This is a genomic window from Methylobacterium sp. C25, from assembly GCF_021352225.1.
Taxonomy (GTDB): Bacteria; Pseudomonadota; Alphaproteobacteria; order Rhizobiales; family Beijerinckiaceae; genus Methylobacterium.
On record NZ_JAAUVI010000001.1, the window covers coordinates 972,222 to 993,040 of the forward strand.

Here is a 20,819-nt window from a genome sequence, read left to right on the forward strand (position 1 = left end):
GCTCCACCGGTTTCTGCAGCGACGGAAAGACCCGACCGTGCCCGGCTATCTGCCCTTCGCGGGAGCGCTCAAGCTCCCCGGCTTCACCTGCGACAATTGTGGGTTCTGGCAGCGGCATTTCGAGGTGCCTCCGTCTTGCCCGATGTGCCTCGATGCACGTCACGTCGTGCCGCAGAAGGGCTGGCGCTTCCTCAGCGAAGCGCAGGCGCAGAAGGAGTTTCCCTGCCACTGGCAGGAGCTGGAGCCGGGTGTCTGGCGCTTCTGGAACGATCCCGTCAGTGGCATCGGCCCGAGCGCCTATCTCGTTCAGACCGATGCCGGAAACATGGGCTTCGAGGGCTGTCCGGTCTTCAGCGAGGCGGCGCTGGAGCAGATCGCACGGCTCGGTGGCCTGCAGGTGCTCTCGGCTTCGCACCCACATTCCTACGGGGCGCTGGTGCAGTTGCAGGACCGCTTCGACCCGGAACTGTGCCTGCCGGCTTCCGACTTCACCTGGAGCGCGGCGCTCCAGGTCTCCTGGCCCTACGACGACTATCTGGAGCCGCTGCCGGGGCTGGAATTGCATCGCACGGCCGGGCATTTCGACGGCCACGCCGTGCTGTTCGACCGCAAGCGAAAGATCTGCTTCTGCGGGGACGCCTTCAAGTTCGAGCTCGATCCGAAGGATTTCCGTCGCGCGCTGACGATCTCGGCTCACAAGGCCTTCGTGCGCGGCGTGCCGCTCACCCCGAACGAGCTCAGGCGCTACCGCGACGTGTTCGAGCGGCTCGATTTCACCCAGACCTGGACACCCTTCGAGCCCGCCGCCAATTGCGGCAGGCCCGAGGTGCTGGCGCTGCTCGACAGTTTGCTGGAAGGGCGCTCGCACGCGGCGCCGGTGCCGTTGGACAGGCTGAAAGCCTAATCCGGCGGGCCCATCCGACCCACTCATCACGAGCTGCCCGGATGGGAGGAAGCGAAGGGCCTAGCCGAACGCCCCGACCTCGTGCTGGATCATCCCCGAGATCTCCCGCACGCGCAGGAACAGCCGGCGGATCGGCTGGAAGAGCGTGGCGTGTTCGCCCTCATAGGTCCCGACGTCGCGCGGGCCCGGCGGCTCGCCGAAATTGAGGCCGAGCGTCGGGTCCGGGGTAATCGGAAACACCTCGTCGAGGAGCTTCAGGCAGCCGTCGATGTCGAGCCGCAGGAAGCGCTCGAGCAGGGCCTCGCGGGTGATGCCCGATTGCGGCCGGAAGCTCGGGATGTGCACGGCGAGGAACCAGATCCGATGGATCAGGGCGAGCCGGATCGCATGGAGCAGGGTCAGGCGCGCCGGCATCGTGGCGAGGTCGGGCGCTGCGGTCTGGAGCGAAAGCCAGTCGGTGGTAAGCCGGCCGAAGAGCCGGCGCAGGTCCGGCGCGAGGTTGAGCCGCTCCAGCGCGCCGGCGACGACGATCAGTTCATCGCGCCGCCCATCACGGCGGGTTCGGCGGGCGCGCTCCAGCCACACGGCCGGATCGAGCGTGTCGATATAGGCGCGCAGCACGTCGAGATCGCCGACGCTCGCCGCGTGCTGCACGAGGCGGAAGGCGCGAGAGAAACGCACCGATTCCTCGCGCATCTGGCGGAAGAGATCCGGGGAGCGTGAGGCCGCGCGGCCGATACCGTGCAGCGAGTTCGCCAAGAATCCGAGCTGATGCAGGATCGCGTTATTCGGGATCGCCCTGAGCTGCCGCGGATGGGTGATCATGACCGGGCCGCCACTGTCGGACTGGCGGGCGGCGGGACGCGAGCCGGTCTTGTCGATCAGCCCAGGTCCGAAGGTGCCGAGCAAGGCCGCGTAGCCCGGATCCTCGACCAACTCTTCCATCGACTGACGCGCAGCCCGGAAGAACTCGGCAGCGAAGTCGGCCTCCGCATAGATCGGATCGCGGCCCGCGCCATGGGCCTTCGGCGCGTCGTTCATGACGTAATCGGCGAAGGCGTCTTCGTCGGTCAGCTCATCGGCAAAGACGTGCTCGGCGATGCGGGCGACGCTGGCGCGGGCGAGATCGGCCGAGCCGAACATCAGGTAGCCATCCGAGCCCTGGAAGCTCGATTCGAGCCTGACCTTGACCCCATCCGCGTGGTTCTTCTCGCGGGCGCCCTCGGGCGCGAGATAGGCGAGGCGGTCGGCGAGGCTCGTCGGATGGGCGCCACGGCCGATGGATTCGCCGTGGGTGTCGAAGATCACGAGCTCGACGTCGGTCAGCTCGTTCTGAACCATCAGCTCGGTGATGCGCAGGCGGAGCCGCTCGATCCAGAAGGTCGCGGCGAGCTGGCCGACATAACGGCCGGAATCCGAGTAGCCGAACTGTACACAAAGCCGTCCGAGCCGCTTGAGATGGCGCCGCCAATGCGGGTTGCGCAGCGCGTCGTCGAGCACGCGGATGCCCTGCTCCAGGGCGCTCGCCGTCTCGAACAGCGGCGTGATCTCGAGCCGGTCGGCAATGCCGTAGTGGCGGGCCAGCCAGAGCGCGGAGAGCAGGGTATAACCGGTCTCGGTCTCGGCAATCAGGAAGCGGACCGGGTGTGTGCCGTCGACGTGCTTGAGGATCTGCGCGATCGTCATCATCAGCCGGGCGGCCGAGGCGCGCTCCGCAGCGAGCGCTCCGAAATCCACGGCGACCGGTTGCACGTCGTTCAGCAGCGTGTTGATCGTCGAGAGATGCGAGCGGCGATGCGCGGCGTCCGTCGGCTCTCCTTCGAGGTCGATCACGCGGCGAACGGCGTTGTGGATCTGGCTGGCGTTGAGCCGGAAATGCGGCAGGGCATTCGACAGGCCGTGAGCCGCGATGCCCGAGCGCAGCACCGCAATGGCGCGCCGGTCCTCGTCCGTCTCGGCCGCGCTGATCGCCGCGGCAAGCCCGGCGAGCAGCGGCCCCGAATCCACTTGCGCGCGCTCTCGCTCGATGATGAGTGCCAGGGCGAAGCGATGCACGGCTTCGAGCGAGGGCTTGGTGCCGAGCAACGGCGCGCCGGCGAGCTGGCGTTTCACCGAATCGAGCGCGCCGGCCGTCAGCTCCCGGACGACTTTCGTCGCGGGCACGTCCGGCAGGTCGCGCATGACGCGGTCGAGCTGCATCCGCTTGGAGATGAGCCGATAGCGCAGCGTGTCCCACCAGCCGATATCGGTGCGCCCGTCCGTGTCGCAGCCGACCCAGGAGGCGATGGCGAAGGGTTTTGGGACGATCTCGGTCCAGCGGTCCGGCCAGCGCTCGCGGGCAGCGTCGAGGAGCGCACCGTTGAACAGATCGAGGGCGCTGCGGCCGTGATTGGCCGCGACGCAGGCCTGATCGAACTCGTCGTCGAGGCTGATGCCCGGATCGGGCCGCGTCGAAAGGGCGGCAGCCTTGTCGACGAAGGCCGTGCGGGTGCTGCGGTCAGTGGTCGAAGCAGCCTCGGCGAGGCTGGCCGCGACGGCCTTCGGCATGCCGAAGGTGGGATGCGCTGTGAAGACCGCCGCGAAGGCGGTGCGGCCGACCAGCGCGCGAAACGCCTGGAGATCGCCCTCTCGCCGGGCAATCCCCGCCACGAGGCGCCCGGCGAGATCCGCCTCGGCACCCGATGCAGCCTCAGGTCCGAGACCGACATAGGCGCGCAACCGCCCCGCCCGCTCGTCGAGAGCGTGGCGCCGGAGGCGCTGGAACAGCGTGTCGAGATCGGCCTCGCCGATCTCCTCGCGGTCGAAGCGGCGCGTGATCGCGAGCGTCACGGCGAGCACCGGATTGCGGAAGGGATCGTCGGCCGACTGGGCGCGCGACTGCGCCACCAGTTCCAGCAACTCGGCTTCCAGCGCCTCCGCGGTGATGGAGGGCGTGCGTACGGAGGGGCGATCGTCGAGCATCACGGTCACCGGATCTTCGCCATGAGAGAGGTTTCGCACGAGACGGTCGTCGAGTGGCATCGGATCATCCCATCCGCTCCGGCCGGCTCCGCGCATCGCGGGGCGGCGGTGTTCTCATCGTCGGGCCTGCGACGCAAGGACCGTTCCTCGATGACGGCCACGCTTCCTGCGACGATCTGCGGGTGCAACGACTGCCGAGGTGGAGTAACGCTGGTCGCGGCCATGGAAACGCTCTTGATCCTCGGCGCGGTTGCGGTTGCCGGTCTCTCCTTGGCCTTTGCCTCGGCGGTGTCCGCACGGTCGCGCCGTCCTCCCCTGCGGATGCAACGGGAGGATGACCTTGCCGAGGGTGACGAGGATTTTCTGATCCGGAGCCTGCGGCCGACCCCGCGCAGCCCGATCGACCGTAGCCAGCCGATCGTCGATGCCGAATGGAGTGACGTTCGGGAGGGCGACGGTCACCTGATCGATGCGACATCCGTCGAGGCGGAGATGATCGAAGCCAAGCTCATCGAAGACCCATCGAGGGCGCGCCCGGATGCATCGCGCAGACGCCAGGGACAATGAACGTGTCCGCTCCCCTGAAGACCGCGCTCGTCGCGGCGTCCCTGCTGCTGGCCGCCGGTGCGATGGCGCAAGAACCCGAGGCTGCGCCTCCTCCGGCCGGTGAGCAGGCACAGTCCAAGCCCGCTACGCCGAAGCCGCACCCGAAACCCAAGCCGAAACCGAAGCCCAAACCCGCGCCTCACGCAGAGCCGTCGGATGCTGGCAAGCCAGAGCTTCGCACCGGAAACGAAGAGCAGCAGGGCGCCGCTGCGCCCCCGCTGCTGCCCGCCGCTCCCCCGGCAGCCACGCCGACGACGGTTACTGGCCCTCCTGTCGCCTGCGATCCCGGTCAGTCGGTGCTCTATGACGGGCCGAAAGAGTTTTCAGTCTGGGTGACACGGACCGGCGCCGTCACGATCGACAATCCGCTGCGGCCGCTGACGCCGGACGTGACGCGGGTCGTTCAGCTCGTGATTGGTGACAAGATCGCCTCCGCCTATGGTCGCGATCTCAGCTCGCTGCGCCGCGGAGCTTCACCGGCGGCGCTGGAAAGCTTGCTGGGCGGCCCGATCCGCTGGGATGCCCATCTCGGCACACTCCCGGATTCCTTCGAGATCGTGTCCGACGCGAACGCGCCGCTCGCGCAGATGCGCTTCAAGGAATGCGGCACCGCTCCGGCTGCAAAGGCGCTTCCTGTGCCCGTCGCGAAGAAGGAGAAGAAGCCGAAGGCCCCGCGCAAGGAGCCGGCCAGCGCAGCGGCCGGTGCGACGGCACCAGCCGGACGCACCGCCGCACCGCCGCGCCAATTCAACATCCCGCAGGGCGCCATACCCGAGTGAGCGAGCCGTCCAGCGAGCCGGCGGTGCTGGTCGTCGGTGGCAGCGGCGCCTTCGGCTCGCGTCTCGTCGCCGGCCTGGTCGCGACCACGACGGTCTCGGTTGTCGTCGCCGGACGCGACCTCGACAGAGCGGAGGCGACGGCGCGGCTTCACCCCGCCGGCCGAGTGAGGGCCATCCGGCTCGATGCAGCCAAAATCACCTCGGAGGCGCTGAAAGCTCTCGACCTGTGCCTGGTCGTCGATGCGGCGGGCCCGTTTCAGGGAACGGAACCTCGGCTCGCGCGGGCGGCCATCGCGGCCGGGCTGCCTTATCTCGATCTCGCCGACGCCCGCGACTTCGTCGCGGATTTCGTCAGGCTGGACGGAGAGGCGAGGGCCGCCGGCGTTCCGGCTCTGACCGGGGCGAGTTCCACGCCCGCCCTCTCGAACGCCGCACTCGCTGCCATCACCCTCGGCTGGCGGCGCGTCGAGGCCGTCTCGGTGGCGATCGTGCCGGGCAACCGTGCCCCGCGTGGGCTCTCGGTCATGCGGGCGATCCTGTCCTATGCTGGGCAGCCAATCCGCGTGTTTCGCGACGGTGCCTGGGAGCACCGGGCCGGCTGGGGATTGCTGGTGCGTCTCGGCGTGCCAGGGCTGGGACATCGCTGGGCCTCGCTCTGCGAAACACCCGATCTCGACATCATGCCGGCACGCTGGCCCGAGGCACGCAGCGTCGTGTTTCGCGCCGGCCTCGAACTGAGCCTTCTGCATCTCGGGCTCTGGCTCACCAGCCTGCCGGTGCGTTGGCGGATCCTGCCCTCTCTGGCTCCCTTCGCGCAGCCCTTTCTCGCAGTGGCCCGTGCGCTCGACCGTTTCGGCAGCGACCGCGGCGGCATGGTCGTCGAGGCGCTGGGACGAGACAGCGATGATCGCCCGACCCGGGCAACCTGGAGCCTCACAGCGGAGGCCGGCGACGGCCCCTACGTGCCCACGCTCCCCGCCCTTGCGATGATCCGGCGCCTGACCGATCCGGCCGCGGAGCAGGTCCCAGCGGGCGCACGTGCCTGTACCGACCTTCTGCCGTTGAAGGCGATCGAAGCGGAAATGAGCCGGCTACGACTCAGGACGCGGGTCGATGTAGAGCCCGCCGTGCCGCTGTTCGAGCGGGCGCTCGGCTCGGACTTTGCCGCCATGCCGTCATCCGTCCGCGCCCTGCACGGCGCGACGGGCGGCCTGACGTTTTCGGGCGAGGCCGAAGTGGAGCGGGGCAGGGGCCGTGCCGTCGCGCTGCTCGCGGCGCTGTTTCGGCTGCCGCATGCCAGCGCGGCCTGCCCGGTTCGCGTGGCGATCCGGCCGGAAGCAGGCACCGAGCTCTGGACGCGGCGCTTCGGCAGCGAACGTTTCTCGAGCGTGATGAGCCTCGCGCCCTGCGGCAAGGGGCGCGGCCTGTTTCGGGAGCGTTTTGGCCCATTCTCGATGGATCTCGCGGTGAGCGCCCATGCGCAGGGGCTCGACATGACGGTCACGGGCTGGCGCCTTGGACCGCTGCCGCTGCCGCGTTCCTTGAGTCCGGCGACGCGGGCGAGCGAACGTGTGGACGAGCGTGGTCGCTTCCGCTTCGACGTCGCCCTGCTCCTGCCCTTCGTCGGACTCCTGGTGCATTACAGAGGCTGGCTGGTGCCGGACGGGGAGGATGGCCGATGATGGAGGGTCTCAGCGCCATCGAGGTGATCACGACCCTCGGCCTGAAGCCGCATCCGGAAGGCGGCCATTATCGAGAGACGTTTCGCGACCCGCGCGAGATCGAAGGCCGCTCGGTCGGCACGGCAATCTACTACTTGCTCGACGTCGGCGAGGTCTCCGCCTGGCACCGGGTCGACGCCGCCGAGATCTGGCACTGGTATGCCGGCGCACCGATGGTGATCACCATGAGCGGCAACGGCCATGACGCCGAGGCGCATCACCTTGGCCCCGACATCCTCCGCCGCCAGCGCCCCCAGCTCGTCGTGCCAGCGGGTCATTGGCAGACGGCGGCGAGCCTCGGCACCTGGACGCTGGTCGGCTGCACCGTCTCGCCCGGCTTCGACTATGCCGGGTTCGAGATGGCGCCACCGGACTGGCGGCCCATGCCGCGCCGATAGGGCATCGCGGACCGCAATCAGCGGCGTGGCCGCTCGCTGTCGAGATGATCCATCTGCGCCTGCGCATAGCGGGTGCCAGCCGCCGCTCCCTTCGGCACGGCCCGTTCGATCGCCGCGAGATCGTCGGCACTCAGGACGAGATCCGTGGAGGCGAGTGCTTCCTGCAGGCGGTCGCGCCGGCGTGCGCCGACGAGCGGCACGATGTCGTCGCCCTGGGCCGCAACCCAGGCGATGGCGATCTGCGCGACGCTTGCATTCTGCTCGCGGGCGATGCCGCGCAGAGCCTCGACGAGGGCGAGGTTCGCGTCGAGGTTCTCGCCCTGGAAGCGCGGGCTCATACCGCGGAAGTCACCCGCGCCGTGGCCACGCTGCCAGTGGCCGCTGATCAACCCACGCGAGAGGACGCCGTAGGCGGCGACGCCGATACCGAGCTCGCGGCAGGTGCCGAGGATGTCGTCTTCGATGCCGCGCGAGATCAGGGAGTACTCGATCTGCAGGTCGGAGATCGGGTGGATTGCTGCCGCGCGCCGGATCGTCTCGGACCCGGCTTCCGACAAGCCGATATGCCGGACGCGGCCGGCCTTCACCTCCTCCGCGATGGCGCCGATCGTGTCTTCGATCGGCACATTCGGATCGACCCGGGCCGGACGATAGATGTCGATATGGTCGGTACCGAGTCGCTGCAGCGAGTAGGCCAGGAAGTTCTTCACTGCGGCCGGGCGGGCATCGTAGCCGCACCAGCCGCCGCCGGCGTCGCGCATGGCGCCGAATTTCACACTGATGAGCGCGTCGTGGCGGCGGCCTTTCAGCGCCTCGCCAATCAGCATCTCGTTCTGACCCATGCCGTAGAAGTCACCGGTATCGATCAGCGTGATGCCAGCTTCCAACGCCGCGTGGATCGTCGCGAGACCCTCGGCACGATCGGCGGGACCGTAGAGGTCCGACATGCCCATGGCGCCGAGCCCGAGGGTCGAAACGCGCGGGCCGGCCTTTCCGAGCTGCCGTTGCTGCATGGTCGTTCTCCGCTGAATTGAGCCTCGACGAGGCGTTGGCGCGGATATGCAGCGACGCGCGTCGTGCGATAAGCCGAGTCTTGGTGCACGACGTGTCCGGAATTTCGCACAATGTCCGATCCGAATCTCGCGGATCTCGATGCCTTCGTCGCCGTTGCCCGGGCGCGCAGCTTTCGCGGCGCGGCCCGGCTGAAGGGCATTTCGGCATCGGCGCTGAGCGAAGCCCTACGCAGGCTGGAGGCACGGCTTGGCATTCGTCTTCTCAACCGCACGACGAGAAGCGTCACGCCGACCGAGGCCGGGGCTCGGCTGCTCGATCGGCTTGGTCCGGCGATCCGCGAGATTGAGAGCGCTCTCGACAGCGTCAACGACTCTGTCGATGAGGCCGCGGGAACGTTGCGGCTCAACGCACCCACCGTCGTCACACGTCACATCCTGCCCTCGATCGTGAACCGCTTTCTCGCCGCCCACCCGAGGATCAGCCTGGAGATCGAGAACAACGACAGCTTCATCGACGTGCTGGCCGAGGGTTTCGATGCCGGCATTCGCTACGAGGAGAGCCTCGAGCGGGACATGGTCGCGGTGCCGATCGGCCCGCGCCAGCAGCGCTACGTGCTTGCAGGCTCTCCGACCTATCTCGCAGCGCGCGGCACGCCACGGCACCCGCGCGATCTGCTGGGCCATGCCTGCATTCGGCATCGCTTTGCCAGTCGTGTGACGGTGCAGTGGGAGTTCGAGAAGGACGGCGAGGTCGTGAAGATCGCGGTGGCGGGACCGCTCATCGCGACCTCGGCCGAACTGGAAGCCCAGGCGGCCATCGCCGGGCTCGGCCTGATCTGTACGTTCGAGGAATACTTGGCGGATGGCCTCGCGACGGGCGCACTGGTACCGCTGCTGGAAGACTGGCTGCCACCCTTCTCTGGACCGCGGCTCTACTACGCCCAGCGGCAGCACATGCCGCCGCCGTTGAGGGTATTCATCGATTTCATCAAGGCCGACAACGGCTAGCCAGCGCGTGCGTGTGCGGCCGACGCCTCTGACCGCAGGGCGGCCAGAGGCACAGCGCGATCAGGTAATGTACTGCGCGCCGTTGATGGTGAGCGTCGAGCCGGTGATGAAGCCCGAGGAATCATCGGCGAGATACTCGACCGCACGGGCGATTTCTTCCGCCTCGCCGAGACGGCCGACCGGGATCGTCGAGATGATCTTGTTCCGGATGTCCTCCGGCACCGCCATCACCATGTCGGTGGCGATGTAGCCGGGCGCGATCACGTTGACCGTGATGCCCTTTGAGGCGCTCTCCTGAGCCAGCGCCTTGGCGAAGCCGATCACGCCAGCCTTGGCGGCCGAGTAGTTGGTCTGGCCGGCCTGGCCCTTCTGGCCGTTGATCGACGAGATCAGGATGATGCGGCCGAACTTGCGCTCGCGCATGCCGTCGATGAGCGGGCGCGTGCAGGTGAACATCGAGTCGAGGTTGGTCTTGATGACCGCCTGCCACTTCTCGAAGGTCATCTTGTGGAACGCGCCGTCGCGGGTGATGCCGGCATTGTTCACGAGGATGTCGATCGGTCCGACCTCAGCCTCGATCTGCTTGATGCCGGCCTCGCAGGCGGCGAAATCGCCGACGTCGAACTTGAAAACCGGGATGCCGGTCTCGGCCTTGAAGGCCTGGGCCGCTTCGTCGTTACCGCCGTAATTGGCGGCGACCTTGTAGCCCTTGGCCTGCAGGCCTTTCGAGATGGCGGCGCCGATGCCGCGCGTTCCGCCCGTCACGAGGGCGACGCGTCCACTAGCCATGGTTTCCTCCGTTGTTCTTGATTGAATTCGTCGGACTTGCCCGATGCGCCACGCGCACCGGGAACTACCGATCTCTTGCCCGGACCCGCCGCCATTCGCACGGCAATTAAGTTTCAGCAGGCCTCAAAGCGTTTTGTGTCAACTTTTGTTTGACACGTACGGAGAAGGCCGGGGTCTTCTCCGCTGAGCCGGCTCAGGGCCGCTCGACGCACATGGCGACGCCCATGCCGCCGCCGATGCAGAGGGTGGCAAGGCCCTTCTTGGCGTCACGCCGCTTCAGCTCGTGCAGCAGGGTGATGAGGACGCGGGCGCCGGACGCGCCGATCGGGTGGCCGATCGCGATGGCGCCGCCGTTGACGTTCACCTTGGACTCGTCCCAGCCCATGTCCTTGTTCACGGCCATGGCCTGGGCCGCGAAAGCCTCGTTGGCCTCGATCAGATCGAGGTCGGACGGCTTCCAGCCGGCCTTGTCGAGGGCCTTGCGCGAGGCCGGGATCGGGCCGGTGCCCATGATCTTCGGATCAACGCCGGCGGTGGCCCAGGACACGATCTTGGCGAGGGGCTTGAGGCCGCGCTTCTCGGCCTCGGAGGCCGACATCAGCACGAGCGCAGCGGCGCCGTCATTCAGGCCCGAGGCGTTGGCGGCGGTAACGGTGCCTTCCTTCGAGAAGGCGGGCTTCAGCTTGGCCATCGCCTCAACGGTCGCGCCGTCGCGGATGTACTCGTCGTCCTCGACGATGGTGTCGCCCTTGCGGCCCTTGACGGTCACCGGGACGATCTCTTCCTTGAAGCGGCCCTCCTTGCGGGCGGCCTCGGCCTTGTTCTGCGACGCGGTGGCGAACTTGTCCTGCTGCTCGCGGGTGAGCTGGAAGGCCTGCGCCACGTTCTCGGCGGTCTGGCCCATGTGATAGCCGTTGAAGGCGTCCCAGAGGCCATCCTTGATCATGGTGTCGACGAGCTTGAGGTCGCCCATCTTCTGGCCGCCGCGCAGGTACTGCGCATGCGGGGCGAGCGACATGGATTCCTGGCCGCCCGCGACAATGATCTTGGCGTCACCATTGGCGATCTGCTGCATGCCGACGGCAACGGTGCGCAGGCCCGAGCCGCAGACCTGGTTGAGACCCCAGGCGGTGGCCTTCTCCGGGATGCCGGCGGCCATGGCGGCCTGGCGGGCCGGGTTCTGGCCGGCGGCAGCGGTGAGGACCTGACCGAAGATCACCTCGTCGACCTCGTCCGGCGAAACCTTGGCGCGCTCGAGGGCAGCCTTGATCGCCACGGCGCCGAGTTCGTGGGCCGGCATCGAGCCGAACGCACCCGCGAAGGAACCCACCGGAGTCCGTGCCGCTCCGACAATGACGATATCTTCGCTGGCCATCTCGATTGTCTCCTCACCGCGGCGCATCTTGCTTCGAGTACCGATACGCCTGCCAATCCCTGAGGAAAAAGGGCTTCATCTCTACGATGTCAAGGAGACTTACGGGCAGAACCGGCAGCCGAATTGAATACAATTCGGACTTGGCGATATTGTGCGGGAAAGCCAGCGAGTTTGCTGTTTTCGCCGCCGCGAGAGTGCCTTAAGGTTCCGCATTGCGGGAAAGCCGGTGCAGGCCCGCCAATTTTTTGGGGCAACGGGTCGATGCGCGCCATGGCGAACGGAGCGGGGAGTGCCGCGGGGATGGCGGAGAATGGCAAGTCTCACCAGACCGTCATCAAGAAATACGCCAACCGCCGGCTCTATCACACCGGCACGTCGACTTATGTCACGCTCGAAGATCTCGCTGGGATGGTGCAGAGCGGCGAGAACTTCATCGTCTACGACGCACGCTCGGGCGACGACATTACCCGCTCCGTGCTGACGCAGATCATCTTCGAGCAGGAGAACAAGGCCGGCGAGGACAACCTCCTGCCGGTAGAATTCCTGCGCCAGCTGATCCGCTTCTACGGCGACAGCATGCGGATCATGGTGCCGAGCTTCCTCGAATTCTCCATGGCGAACTTCGCCAAGGACCAGGACGGGCTGCGGGAGAAGTTCGCACAGAGCTTCCAGAGCTTCGGCCCCGGCGCCTTTCAGCAGGCCCTGCAGGAGCAGGTCCGCACCAACATGAGCTTCTTCGGCGATGCCATGAAGATGTTCACGGGCAGCTTCGCCGCCACCGGTGCGAAGCCCGATGCCGCGGCAACGCCAGCCGCAGCATCCGGCCCGGCCGCCACGGATTTCGACGACCTGAAGCGTCAGATGCTCGAAATGCAGGCCCGGCTCGACGCTCTCGCCAAGAAGTAGCCGGCGGCGGCGGTAACCTTTTCGCAAGGATGCTGAAAGAATCCTTGCGGCTGGCCTCGACCTTGCGCAGTTGTCTCTAGGCAGTGCGCAGAGGCGACGGCGATGAGCCAGGGTGAGACGGACGTTCAGGGTGTCGCGGACAATGCGTGCCGCGCTCTCGTCGTCGTCCATTCGCAGGACAACGACGAAAACCCCAGCCGACACAGGTCGGTGGGGCGGCCCATGGCAGGCTTCCTGGCACAACTGATCGTCGATACGGATCCGGCGCTGCGTGTGGCGCGCCTGGAGCGGACGCGGACGGCAGCAGCGCTCTATGAGCGGGCGGCCGGCGTCCCGGGGAAGCGGTGCGCCTAAGGCGCACCGGCCTCCGATCGGCCCTTAGGCCTCGGCCGACTTCACCTTGAGAACCTGGCGACCGCGGTACATGCCGGTCTTCAGGTCGATGTGGTGCGGACGGCGCAACTCGCCCGAGTCCTTGTCCTCGACATAGGTCGGTGCCTTGAGCGCGTCAGCCGAGCGGCGCATGCCGCGCCGGGAGGGGGAGGTTTTACGCTTCGGAACGGCCATCGGGTTTTCTCAAGGCAAAAAGCGGCGCCGTGGCGATCCACCTTCGTCGAGGCGGAAAGCCGGCACCGCGAATGGAATTCGGGGTTCGAGGCGCGGCTTATACCCGCGCCGGCTCCGACTGGCTAGATGGGTTCGCGTGAAGATGCGCGGCGGAATCCGCGGCGGTCTTGGAGCCGGTCATGCGCTGCAGCAGGTAGTCGAGCGAGAGCGGGCCGGGGCCTGCGACGCCGAGCCAGCCGAACAGGGCCATGTAGGACACTTCTTCGAAGCCGAGCAGCGTTTCGAGGGAATCCACCTGGTCGAGCTTGGCCGAGATGACGGCCACGATCATTACGATGACGAGGGTCGGCCCTGCGATCCGGGTGAACAGGCCGAGCAGCAGCAACAGACCGCCGACGAATTCCACGCCCGAGACGAACGGCGTCATGATCTCCGGAAACGGGATGCCCCAATCCGTGAAGTTCTGGATCATCTGCGGCAGGTTGTGGAGCTTGGTCCAGCCGCTCCAGAGGAAGACCCAGCCGACGACGAGACGCGCCGCGAGCGGTCCGAGGAAGACCAGCGGGCGGGACAGGCGCTCCGGGCTGTCGATGAAGGTACGGACGATGGCGTTCACGGGGCTCTCCAGCAGGCTCGGGCGAGCCGGGTTGGCTCCTTGCAGCCCATACGGAGCGGCCGGGCGTTCGGTTACATCGCGGCAGCGACTCCGGGGCGTTTCGTTCAAACGCGGTTCAAGCACAGCGGCCTAAATCGGCAGGGTTCGGCGCAGCGTCCCTATGCCCGCCGTCGGGAGACCATCATGATTTCGTCTGCCATCCGCTCGCTGGCCGTCCTGGCCTGCCTCGCCGCCACGCCCGTCCTCGCCCAGTCGGCGGCCCCTGCCACGCCTCCGGCGAAGGCTCCCCCTTCGGCGATGATGAAGGCCGCGCCCGCGGCCCCGGCGGCCGACGCCAAGGCTCCGCTGCTCGACCTGAACAGCGCCACCGCCGAGGAGCTGAGCAAGCTCAAGGGCATCGGCGACGTCCGCTCGGCCGCGATCATCAAGGGCCGCCCCTACAAGGGCAAGGACGAGCTGGTTCAGAAGAAGATCATCCCCGAGGGCGTCTATGCGGGGATCAAGGATCAGATCATCGCCAAGCAGAAGTAATCTTCGGCCATCGTCTTTCCGCGCGGGGTCGGCAATCCCCGCGCGGGCGTCTGCTCCTAGACTTGTCCGGTCGCTCCCCTGGGTATAGGCGCCAGGGATGCGCATGCCGCGCCCCCGCGACCGTCGATCGATCATGCCCGCCCAGCCGACCATCCGCCTGCATCGCGGCGATTTGCCCGCCGATTTCGATCCCGGCCCGGCCATCGCGATCGATACCGAGACGCTCGGCCTCAACCCGCATCGCGACCGGCTCTGCGTGGTGCAGATCTCGCGCGGCGACGGCAATGCCGAGGTGGTGCAGATCGTGCCCGGTGGCCCGGAGCCGGTCCATCTCAAGCGCGTCCTCGGCGACCCTGCCGTTCAGACGATCTTCCACTTCGCGCGGTTCGATCTCGCCGTGCTCTACCGGGCGCTCGGCGTGATGCCGGGGCCAGTCTACTGCACCAAGATCGCTTCGAAACTGGCCCGCACCTATACCGACCGGCACGGGCTCAAGGACGTGGTGCGCGAGATGGTCGGCGTCGAGTTGTCGAAGCAGCAGCAATCCTCGGATTGGGGCGCCGAGACGCTGAGCCAGGCCCAGCTCGATTACGCGGCATCGGACGTGCTGTACCTTCATGCCGCCCGCGACCGGCTGAACATGATGCTCGCTCGCGAAGGCCGTACCGATCTCGCCCAAGCCTGCTTCGATTTCCTGCCGACCCGCGCCCGGCTCGACCTCGCCGGCTGGGCCGAGGCCGACATTTTCGCGCATACGTAGCGCCCCGAGAGCTTCGCCTCGAAACACACAGCAACGCGCGTATGTGCTTCCGCGCACTTTGCCGAGATTGATTATTGGTCGGCGCGGAGGCCATAACTTCGCCACCGCCCGTCGGCATGCCCCTATCCGTGCCCCGACCCGTCGGTGTGGGAGAGGATGCACCCCCGGACGGAGCCTCCCAGGAAACCGATGCAGGCGGCCGACACTCTCGACATGCAAGCGAGCGCGGCAAACGAGAATGCCCGTCGCACGCAGGCGCATGGCCGCGCCGTGCGTCATTCGGCACGCGTCCGGCTGTTGCGCCGGGTCATTCCGGTCGTGGCCGGCGTCGCCATCTTCGCCATCGTGGCGGTGGTCTGGAATCCGTTCTCGGGCAGCATCTCCAATGTCAGCGTCGGCCCGGTGAGCGTGCAGGGCACCAAGGTGACGATGGAGAATCCGAAGCTCTCCGGCTTCAAGAAGGGTGAGCGCGGCTACGAGGTCACGGCCGATTCCGCGCTGCAGGACGTCCGCAAGCCGTCGCTGATCGAGCTTCACGCCATGAAGGGCCATATCGCCACGGACGACAAGGGCGGCCTCGCCTACATCGAATCGAAGGGGGGGCTGTTCGATTCGAGCAAGGAATCCCTGACCCTGAACGAGAACATTCGCCTCTGGACCGACAAGGGCGAGGAAGCCAGGCTCAAATCCGCCTCTGTCGACTTCAAGGCCGGCTCGGTGAAGTCTTCCGAGACCGTGACCGTCTCCGTGCCGAACGGCTCCGTTACCGCCGACAGCCTCGACGTGGTCGAGAGCGGAAAGGTGATCTCCTTCATCGGCAACGTCCACGCCGTGTTCCAGGGCGGCGGCAAGAAGCCGGCTACCGAGGATGGGGATGCGGGCGAGCGCGTGCGCACCTCCGCCGCGGAAGGCCCGAAGGAAACAGCAGAGGCCGGGCGATGAGCGTGCGGGTGATCTCCCTGGCACTGGCCCTCGGTGTCGCGCTCGCCCCGCTTTCGGTGCCGGCTCTGGCCAAGGACAAGGCCGATTCGCCGATGGGCGCGCTCGGCGGCAACGGCAAGGAACCGATCAAGATCGACGCCGACCGGCTCGACGTGTTCGACAAGGAGAACAAGGCGATCTTCGCCGGCAACGTCGTTGCCGTGCAGGGCGACGCCACCATCCGCTGCTCGGCGCTGACCGTGTTCTACAAGCGCGGCAAGAACGATGCGAAGGACGGCTCGGACTCGGCCGGGAAGACCCAGGCCGAAATGGCCGAGAACGGCATCCGCAAAGTGGATTGCGCCGGTCCCGTCACCGTCGTGCAGAAGGATCAGGTCGCCACTGGTGACAACGCCACCTTCGATCAGGTGGCCCGGCGCATCGTGCTGACCGGCAACGTCGTGCTCAGCCAGTGCCGCAACGTCACCCGCGGCTCGCGCCTCGTCTACGACATGGATTCCGGCCGGGCGAACATGGATCCCGGCAGCAACGGCCGCGTCTCCGCGATGTTCGTGCCCGGCGAGAAGCCGGACGCCAATGGCGGGGGGAAGGCCAGTTCCAAGGGCTGCCAGCAGCCCCCCGCCGCGACGGCCGGCAAGCAGAAGCCGACCGAGGCTGCCGCGCCGCCGCCGGAACGGCCGGCGGGCGACAAGTCTGCTCCGAAGACGCGGGCACAGGCGAATTGAGCGTGACGGGCCTGTCGACAGTCCCGGCGGTCCTGCCGTTGCGCGCCGGCTCCGGCGAGGGTGCCTTGCCGAAGGCCGGGTCCTTCGTGCGGCGGTTGCTCGGACGTGGGCAGAATCGCGCCGCCAGCACTCCGCCCGAGGCCGAGGTGCGACAGGGCGGCCATGACGGGGTCGGCGGCCCCGGCATCCTGCACGTCACCGGCCTCCGAAAGAGCTACGGCGCCCGCACCGTCGTGCACGAGGCAGGGCTCACCGTCCGCAACGGGGAGGCCGTCGGCTTGCTCGGTCCGAACGGCGCCGGCAAGACCACGATCTTCTACATGATCACCGGGCTGGTGGCGGCCGATCGCGGTCATATCAGCCTCGATGGCATGGAGATCACGCACCTGCCGATGTACCAGCGCGCGCGCCTCGGCATCGGCTACCTGCCGCAGGAAGCCTCGATCTTCCGGGGATTGACCGTGGAGGACAACATCCGCGCCGTGCTCGAAGTGGCCGAGCCCGACCGCAAGGAGCGCGCCCGCAAGCTCGATTCGCTGCTCGAAGAATTCGACATCGCGCGCCTGCGCAAATCTCCCTCGATCGCGCTGTCCGGCGGCGAGCGCCGCCGCTGCGAGATCGCCCGTGCGCTGGCCTCCTCTCCGAGCTTCATCCTGCTCGACGAGCCCTTCGCGGGCATCGACCCGATCGCGGTGGGCGACATCCAGGACCTCGTCGGCCATCTCAAGCGCCGCGGCATCGGCGTGCTGATCACCGACCACAACGTGCGCGAGACCCTCGGCCTGATCGACCGCGCCTACATCGCGCATTCCGGCCGTATCCTCACCGAGGGCACGCCCGAGCAGATCGTGGCGAACCCGGAGGCGCGCCGCCTCTATCTCGGCGAGGATTTTCGCCTCTAGGCACAACGACGCGCGTCCCGCGGATCAGGCCAGAACGATCGCGACTGCGTTCCGGATCAGCGCCGGACCTCGGCATTTCGGCGAGTTGGCCTTCACGCCCTGCTGGCCTGCGGGCGGAACCGGGCATGTCGCACCCATCGCGGTAAGGCTCGCTGAACCACGCCGGTCGAAACCCGCGAGGTCAGCCGGACGACAGGATTCCGAAAACGCTTTCTTGAGGGCCAGTGGTCGAGGCTGGCGCCTGGCCGCAGGGCACCTCGTCTGTGGCCGCTTTGCCGACCCGCGCGGCATTCACGCGTTCGGCCACGATCACGCTTTGACGCGCGATACGGTTAGGTCTAAGCGTTGAAGAGCAAAACGAAGCAAGAATTGTGCCGATTGCGGATCCGGTCTCGTTGCCGGCCGGATCTCGATCGCTCGCCAACGGAGAATCGGGCTTCCCGATGAGTCTGCTGCAACGGCTCGAAATGCGCCAGGGGCAAGCCCTGGTGATGACGCCTCAGCTCCTGCAGGCGATCAAACTCCTGCAGCTCTCTCATCTTGATCTCGCCGCCTATGTCGATGCCGAGCTGGAGCGCAATCCGTTGCTGGAGCGCGTCGAGGGCGATTCCGCAGCCGAGGCTGGCGCCGAGCGTGGATCCGACGCCGAGACCGAGCGGTTCGAGGCGAGCGAGGGCGGCGAAGAAGAATCCTGGCTGAAGAACGACATGGCACCGGAGCGGGAGGCCATGGAGAGCGCCCTCGATACGCGCCTCGACAACGTCTTCGCCGACGAGACCCCGATGCCGCGCGAGCAGGCCGGCGGCGACACGCTCTCGCTGACGCCGGCCTCCTATGGCAGCACCGGCGGCAGCTTCGACGGCGAACTCCCCGATTTCGAGGCGAGCCTGACGGCCGAGATCTCCCTGCGCGAGCACCTCGCCGCTCAGCTCGACCTCGCCACTCGCGACCCGCAGGACCGGCTGATCGGCGGCTTCCTGATCGATGCCGTCGACGAGGCTGGCTATTGCCGCGAATCGCTCGACCTCGTCGCAGACCGCCTCGGCGCGAGCCTCGATCAGGTCGCGCGGGTGCTCAAGCTCGTCCAGACCTTCGATCCGCCGGGTGTCGCCGCCCGCGACCTCGCCGAATGCCTGGCGATCCAGCTGCGCGAGCAGGATCGGTTCGATCCGGCGATGCAGGCGCTGGTCTCGCGGCTCGACCTCGTGGCCAAGCGCGATTTCCCTGCCCTCCGCCGGCTCTGCGGCGTCGACGACGAGGATCTCGTCGAGATGCTCGCCGAGATCCGCCGGCTCGATCCGAAGCCGGGCCGGGCCTTCGGGACGAGCGCCGTCGAGGTGCTGGTACCGGACGTGTTCGTGCGCGCTGCGCCGGACGGGTCGTGGCTGGTCGAACTGAACTCCGAGGCGCTGCCGCGGGTCCTGGTCAACCAGAGCTACTATGCCCGTGTCTCGAAGGGCGCGGTGGCCGAGGGCGACAAGACATTCCTCTCGGAATGCCTGCAGAACGCCAACTGGCTGACGCGCTCCCTGGAACAGCGCGCGCGCACCATCCTCAAGGTCGCCACCGAGATCGTGCGCCAGCAGGACGGATTCTTCGTCCACGGCGTCACGCATCTTCGCCCGCTGAACCTGAAGACCGTGGCCGAGGCCATCGGAATGCACGAGTCGACGGTCTCACGGGTGACCTCGAACAAGTCGATCGGCACCAGCCGCGGCACGCTGGAGATGAAATACTTCTTCACCGCCGCGATCCCCGGCGCAGCGGGCGCGGCGTCGCATTCCTCGGAGGCCGTCCGCTACCGGATCAAGCAGCTCGTCGATGCCGAGGCGAACGACGTGCTCTCCGATGACGCCCTGGTGCAGCGCCTACACGACGAGGGTATCGAGATCGCCCGCCGCACGGTTGCCAAGTATCGGGAATCTTTGCGGATTCCTTCCTCGATCGAGCGCCGTCGCGAACGCTCGGCGCAAGCCGGCGCGCAGCTCAGCGCTTGAGCGGCGCGAACCGGGCAGTCGGCTCGTCGCGTTGACTTCGCCTCCGACGCATCCTTAGTTTGATCGTCTTTGGTCAAACGGAGATGTCGATGGCAGGTCTGCGGGTTACGGGTCATGGCGTCGACCTGGGCGACGCGTTGCGCAGCCGGGTCGACGACCGGATGGGGGCGACGCTCTCGAAGTATCTCGACAGCCATATGAGCGGCTCCTGCACCGGCCATGTCACGCTTCGACGCGACGGCACCGGCTACCGCACCGACTGCGTCGTGCATCTCGTCTCGGGGCTGACGCTCGAAGCCTCGGGCTCGGCCCACGACCCGCATGCGAGCTTCGACCAGACCGCGGACAAGCTCGAGAAGCGTCTGCGGCGCTACAAGCACCGCCTCAAGGACCACGGCGCGGCGAACCACAATGGCGGCCGCAGCCCCGCCGACATCGAGGCGGCCTACGCGGTCCTGGCGGCTCCCCTTCACGACGACGACGACGAGATCGAGCTCGACAGCGAGGAGTCGCATCCGCCGGTCGTCGCCGAGAGCACCAAGACGCTGCGGCGGCAATCCGTGAGCGAGGCCGTGACGAGCCTCGATCTCACCGGAGCGCCGGTCGTCGTCTTCGTTCACGCTGGCACCGGCCGCATCAACGTCGTATATCGACGCAGTGACGGCGCGATCGGCTGGGTCGATCCGCCCGAGCGGGCCTGACCGGGGCTTCGCCTCCGGTTACGTTGAAACGCCGCCGTGAGGCGGCCTGATGGAAATCGGGATTCGGCACGCCAGGTGCCGGTCTCGCCGCCTGGAATCGGGTTACCGGTTCGGGGTCTTGTCGATGGGACGACGGTCCTTCATGCCAGTTCTGGAATTCCTGAGTCCGGAGTCGGTCATCCCGGCTCTGAAGGCGCGGGCCAAGAAACAGATCCTGTCCGAGCTGGCTGGGCAGGCCTCCCGCCAGTTGCCGGGGCTCGACGAGCGCGAGATCTTCGAGACGCTGCTCCAGCGCGAGCGGCTCGGCTCGACCGGCATCGGCGACGGCGTTGCGATCCCCCACGGCAAGCTTGCCCGGCTCGACCGACTGTTCGGCTTGGTCGCGCGGCTCGAGAAGCCTGCGGATTTCGAGGCCCTCGATGGCCAGCCTGTCGACGTCGTCTTCCTGTTGCTGGCGCCGGAAAATGCCGGAGCCGACCATCTCAAGGCCTTGGCGCAGGTGGCGCGCATCCTGCGCGAGCCGGGCCTGCTGGAGCGCATCCGCACCGCCCGTGACGCCAGCGCGCTCTACGCGCTGCTGACCAACCGCCCCACGCCCCAAGCGGCGTGAGAGTTAAG

The 20,819-nt window shown here is 67.5% G+C and carries 22 protein-coding genes; 16 read left to right on the plus strand and 6 right to left on the minus strand.

The features are described 5' to 3' along the window. Window positions 1-37: 37 nt before the first annotated feature. Window positions 38-904 (plus strand): MBL fold metallo-hydrolase, encoded by an 867-nt coding sequence (locus HCU64_RS04650; RefSeq protein WP_233382580.1) that lies wholly within the window; start codon window positions 38-40, stop codon window positions 902-904. A 60-nt stretch (window positions 905-964) separates the two neighbouring features. On the opposite strand, the gene HCU64_RS04655 is transcribed toward HCU64_RS04650, so the two are convergent. Next, the gene (locus tag HCU64_RS04655) at window positions 965-3,865 is read right to left on the minus strand and encodes a phosphoenolpyruvate carboxylase (RefSeq protein ID WP_233382929.1); all 2,901 of its coding nucleotides are present in this window, start codon (window positions 3,863-3,865) and stop codon (window positions 965-967) included. A gap of 150 nt (window positions 3,866-4,015) precedes the next feature. Between HCU64_RS04655 and HCU64_RS04660 the strand changes: the two genes are divergently transcribed. The 4 genes from HCU64_RS04660 to HCU64_RS04675 are packed head-to-tail and all read left to right on the plus strand — an operon-like array spanning window position 4,016 to window position 7,369. After that, entirely contained in the window at window positions 4,016-4,432 is a 417-nt protein-coding gene (locus HCU64_RS04660) for a hypothetical protein (protein ID WP_233382581.1), read from the plus strand. After that, window positions 4,429-5,250: a hypothetical protein gene (locus HCU64_RS04665; RefSeq protein WP_442785904.1), complete on the plus strand. Its 822-nt coding sequence runs from the start codon at window positions 4,429-4,431 to the stop codon at window positions 5,248-5,250. Before HCU64_RS04660 ends, HCU64_RS04665 begins: the two co-directional genes overlap by 4 nt. Beyond that, window positions 5,247-6,932, plus strand: a complete 1,686-nt coding sequence (locus HCU64_RS04670) for a DUF4166 domain-containing protein (protein WP_233382582.1) — start codon at window positions 5,247-5,249, stop codon at window positions 6,930-6,932. Before HCU64_RS04665 ends, HCU64_RS04670 begins: the two co-directional genes overlap by 4 nt. After that, complete coding sequence (locus HCU64_RS04675; RefSeq protein ID WP_233382583.1) at window positions 6,929-7,369, plus strand: cupin domain-containing protein; 441 nt, start codon at window positions 6,929-6,931, stop codon at window positions 7,367-7,369. Before HCU64_RS04670 ends, HCU64_RS04675 begins: the two co-directional genes overlap by 4 nt. A 17-nt stretch (window positions 7,370-7,386) precedes the next feature. Here the strand turns inward: HCU64_RS04675 and HCU64_RS04680 are convergent, their stop codons facing one another. Beyond that, a complete protein-coding gene (locus tag HCU64_RS04680) occupies window positions 7,387-8,382 on the minus strand; it encodes an aldo/keto reductase (RefSeq protein ID WP_233382584.1) in 996 nt (331 codons plus the stop codon). A gap of 111 nt (window positions 8,383-8,493) precedes the next feature. Between HCU64_RS04680 and HCU64_RS04685 the strand changes: the two genes are divergently transcribed. Continuing rightward, window positions 8,494-9,390, plus strand: a complete 897-nt coding sequence (locus HCU64_RS04685) for a LysR family transcriptional regulator (protein ID WP_233382585.1) — start codon at window positions 8,494-8,496, stop codon at window positions 9,388-9,390. Window positions 9,391-9,450: 60 nt separating this feature from the next. Here HCU64_RS04685 and phbB read toward each other — a convergent pair whose 3' ends face one another. Further along, window positions 9,451-10,179 (minus strand): acetoacetyl-CoA reductase, encoded by a 729-nt coding sequence (phbB, locus tag HCU64_RS04690; protein ID WP_233382586.1) that lies wholly within the window; start codon window positions 10,177-10,179, stop codon window positions 9,451-9,453. A gap of 193 nt (window positions 10,180-10,372) precedes the next feature. Further along, window positions 10,373-11,554 (minus strand): acetyl-CoA C-acetyltransferase, encoded by a 1,182-nt coding sequence (locus tag HCU64_RS04695; protein WP_233382587.1) that lies wholly within the window; start codon window positions 11,552-11,554, stop codon window positions 10,373-10,375. Window positions 11,555-11,854: 300 nt separating this feature from the next. Here HCU64_RS04695 and phaR point away from each other — a divergent pair, with 300 nt between their 5' ends. Both phaR and HCU64_RS04705 read left to right on the plus strand, forming a co-directional pair. Next, entirely contained in the window at window positions 11,855-12,460 is a 606-nt protein-coding gene (gene phaR / locus HCU64_RS04700) for a polyhydroxyalkanoate synthesis repressor PhaR (RefSeq protein ID WP_233382588.1), read from the plus strand. A 102-nt stretch (window positions 12,461-12,562) separates the two neighbouring features. Next, window positions 12,563-12,814 (plus strand): hypothetical protein, encoded by a 252-nt coding sequence (locus tag HCU64_RS04705; protein WP_233382589.1) that lies wholly within the window; start codon window positions 12,563-12,565, stop codon window positions 12,812-12,814. Window positions 12,815-12,838: 24 nt separating this feature from the next. Here HCU64_RS04705 and rpmF read toward each other — a convergent pair whose 3' ends face one another. Both rpmF and HCU64_RS04715 read right to left on the minus strand, forming a co-directional pair. After that, window positions 12,839-13,027: a 50S ribosomal protein L32 gene (gene rpmF, locus HCU64_RS04710; protein ID WP_003601373.1), complete on the minus strand. Its 189-nt coding sequence runs from the start codon at window positions 13,025-13,027 to the stop codon at window positions 12,839-12,841. Between the two features lie 97 nt (window positions 13,028-13,124). After that, window positions 13,125-13,643 carry a DoxX family protein gene (locus HCU64_RS04715; protein ID WP_233382590.1) on the minus strand — a complete coding sequence of 173 codons (519 nt, stop codon included), beginning with the start codon at window positions 13,641-13,643 and terminating at the stop codon, window positions 13,125-13,127. A 183-nt stretch (window positions 13,644-13,826) separates the two neighbouring features. On the opposite strand from HCU64_RS04715, the gene HCU64_RS04720 reads away from it, so the two are divergent. The 8 genes from HCU64_RS04720 (at window position 13,827) to ptsN (ending at window position 20,811) form a co-directional block, all read left to right on the plus strand. Further along, entirely contained in the window at window positions 13,827-14,174 is a 348-nt protein-coding gene (locus HCU64_RS04720; RefSeq protein ID WP_233382591.1) for a ComEA family DNA-binding protein, read from the plus strand. Window positions 14,175-14,307: 133 nt separating this feature from the next. Next, window positions 14,308-14,934 (plus strand): ribonuclease D, encoded by a 627-nt coding sequence (locus HCU64_RS04725; RefSeq protein WP_233382930.1) that lies wholly within the window; start codon window positions 14,308-14,310, stop codon window positions 14,932-14,934. A 189-nt stretch (window positions 14,935-15,123) separates the two neighbouring features. After that, window positions 15,124-15,876, plus strand: a complete 753-nt coding sequence (gene lptC, locus HCU64_RS04730; RefSeq protein ID WP_233382592.1) for an LPS export ABC transporter periplasmic protein LptC — start codon at window positions 15,124-15,126, stop codon at window positions 15,874-15,876. Beyond that, window positions 15,873-16,601: an LptA/OstA family protein gene (locus HCU64_RS04735; protein WP_233382593.1), complete on the plus strand. Its 729-nt coding sequence runs from the start codon at window positions 15,873-15,875 to the stop codon at window positions 16,599-16,601. Before lptC ends, HCU64_RS04735 begins: the two co-directional genes overlap by 4 nt. Next, entirely contained in the window at window positions 16,598-17,503 is a 906-nt protein-coding gene (gene lptB, locus HCU64_RS04740) for an LPS export ABC transporter ATP-binding protein (protein ID WP_442785906.1), read from the plus strand. Before HCU64_RS04735 ends, lptB begins: the two co-directional genes overlap by 4 nt. A 443-nt stretch (window positions 17,504-17,946) precedes the next feature. Next, a complete protein-coding gene (gene rpoN, locus HCU64_RS04745; protein WP_233382594.1) occupies window positions 17,947-19,500 on the plus strand; it encodes an RNA polymerase factor sigma-54 in 1,554 nt (517 codons plus the stop codon). Window positions 19,501-19,589: 89 nt separating this feature from the next. Further along, window positions 19,590-20,201, plus strand: coding sequence for a ribosome hibernation-promoting factor, HPF/YfiA family (gene hpf / locus HCU64_RS04750; protein ID WP_233382595.1), 612 nt, complete (start codon window positions 19,590-19,592; stop codon window positions 20,199-20,201). Between the two features lie 142 nt (window positions 20,202-20,343). Continuing rightward, the gene (gene ptsN, locus HCU64_RS04755; RefSeq protein WP_233382596.1) at window positions 20,344-20,811 is read left to right on the plus strand and encodes a PTS IIA-like nitrogen regulatory protein PtsN; all 468 of its coding nucleotides are present in this window, start codon (window positions 20,344-20,346) and stop codon (window positions 20,809-20,811) included. The last annotated feature ends 8 nt before the right edge of the window (window positions 20,812-20,819 follow it).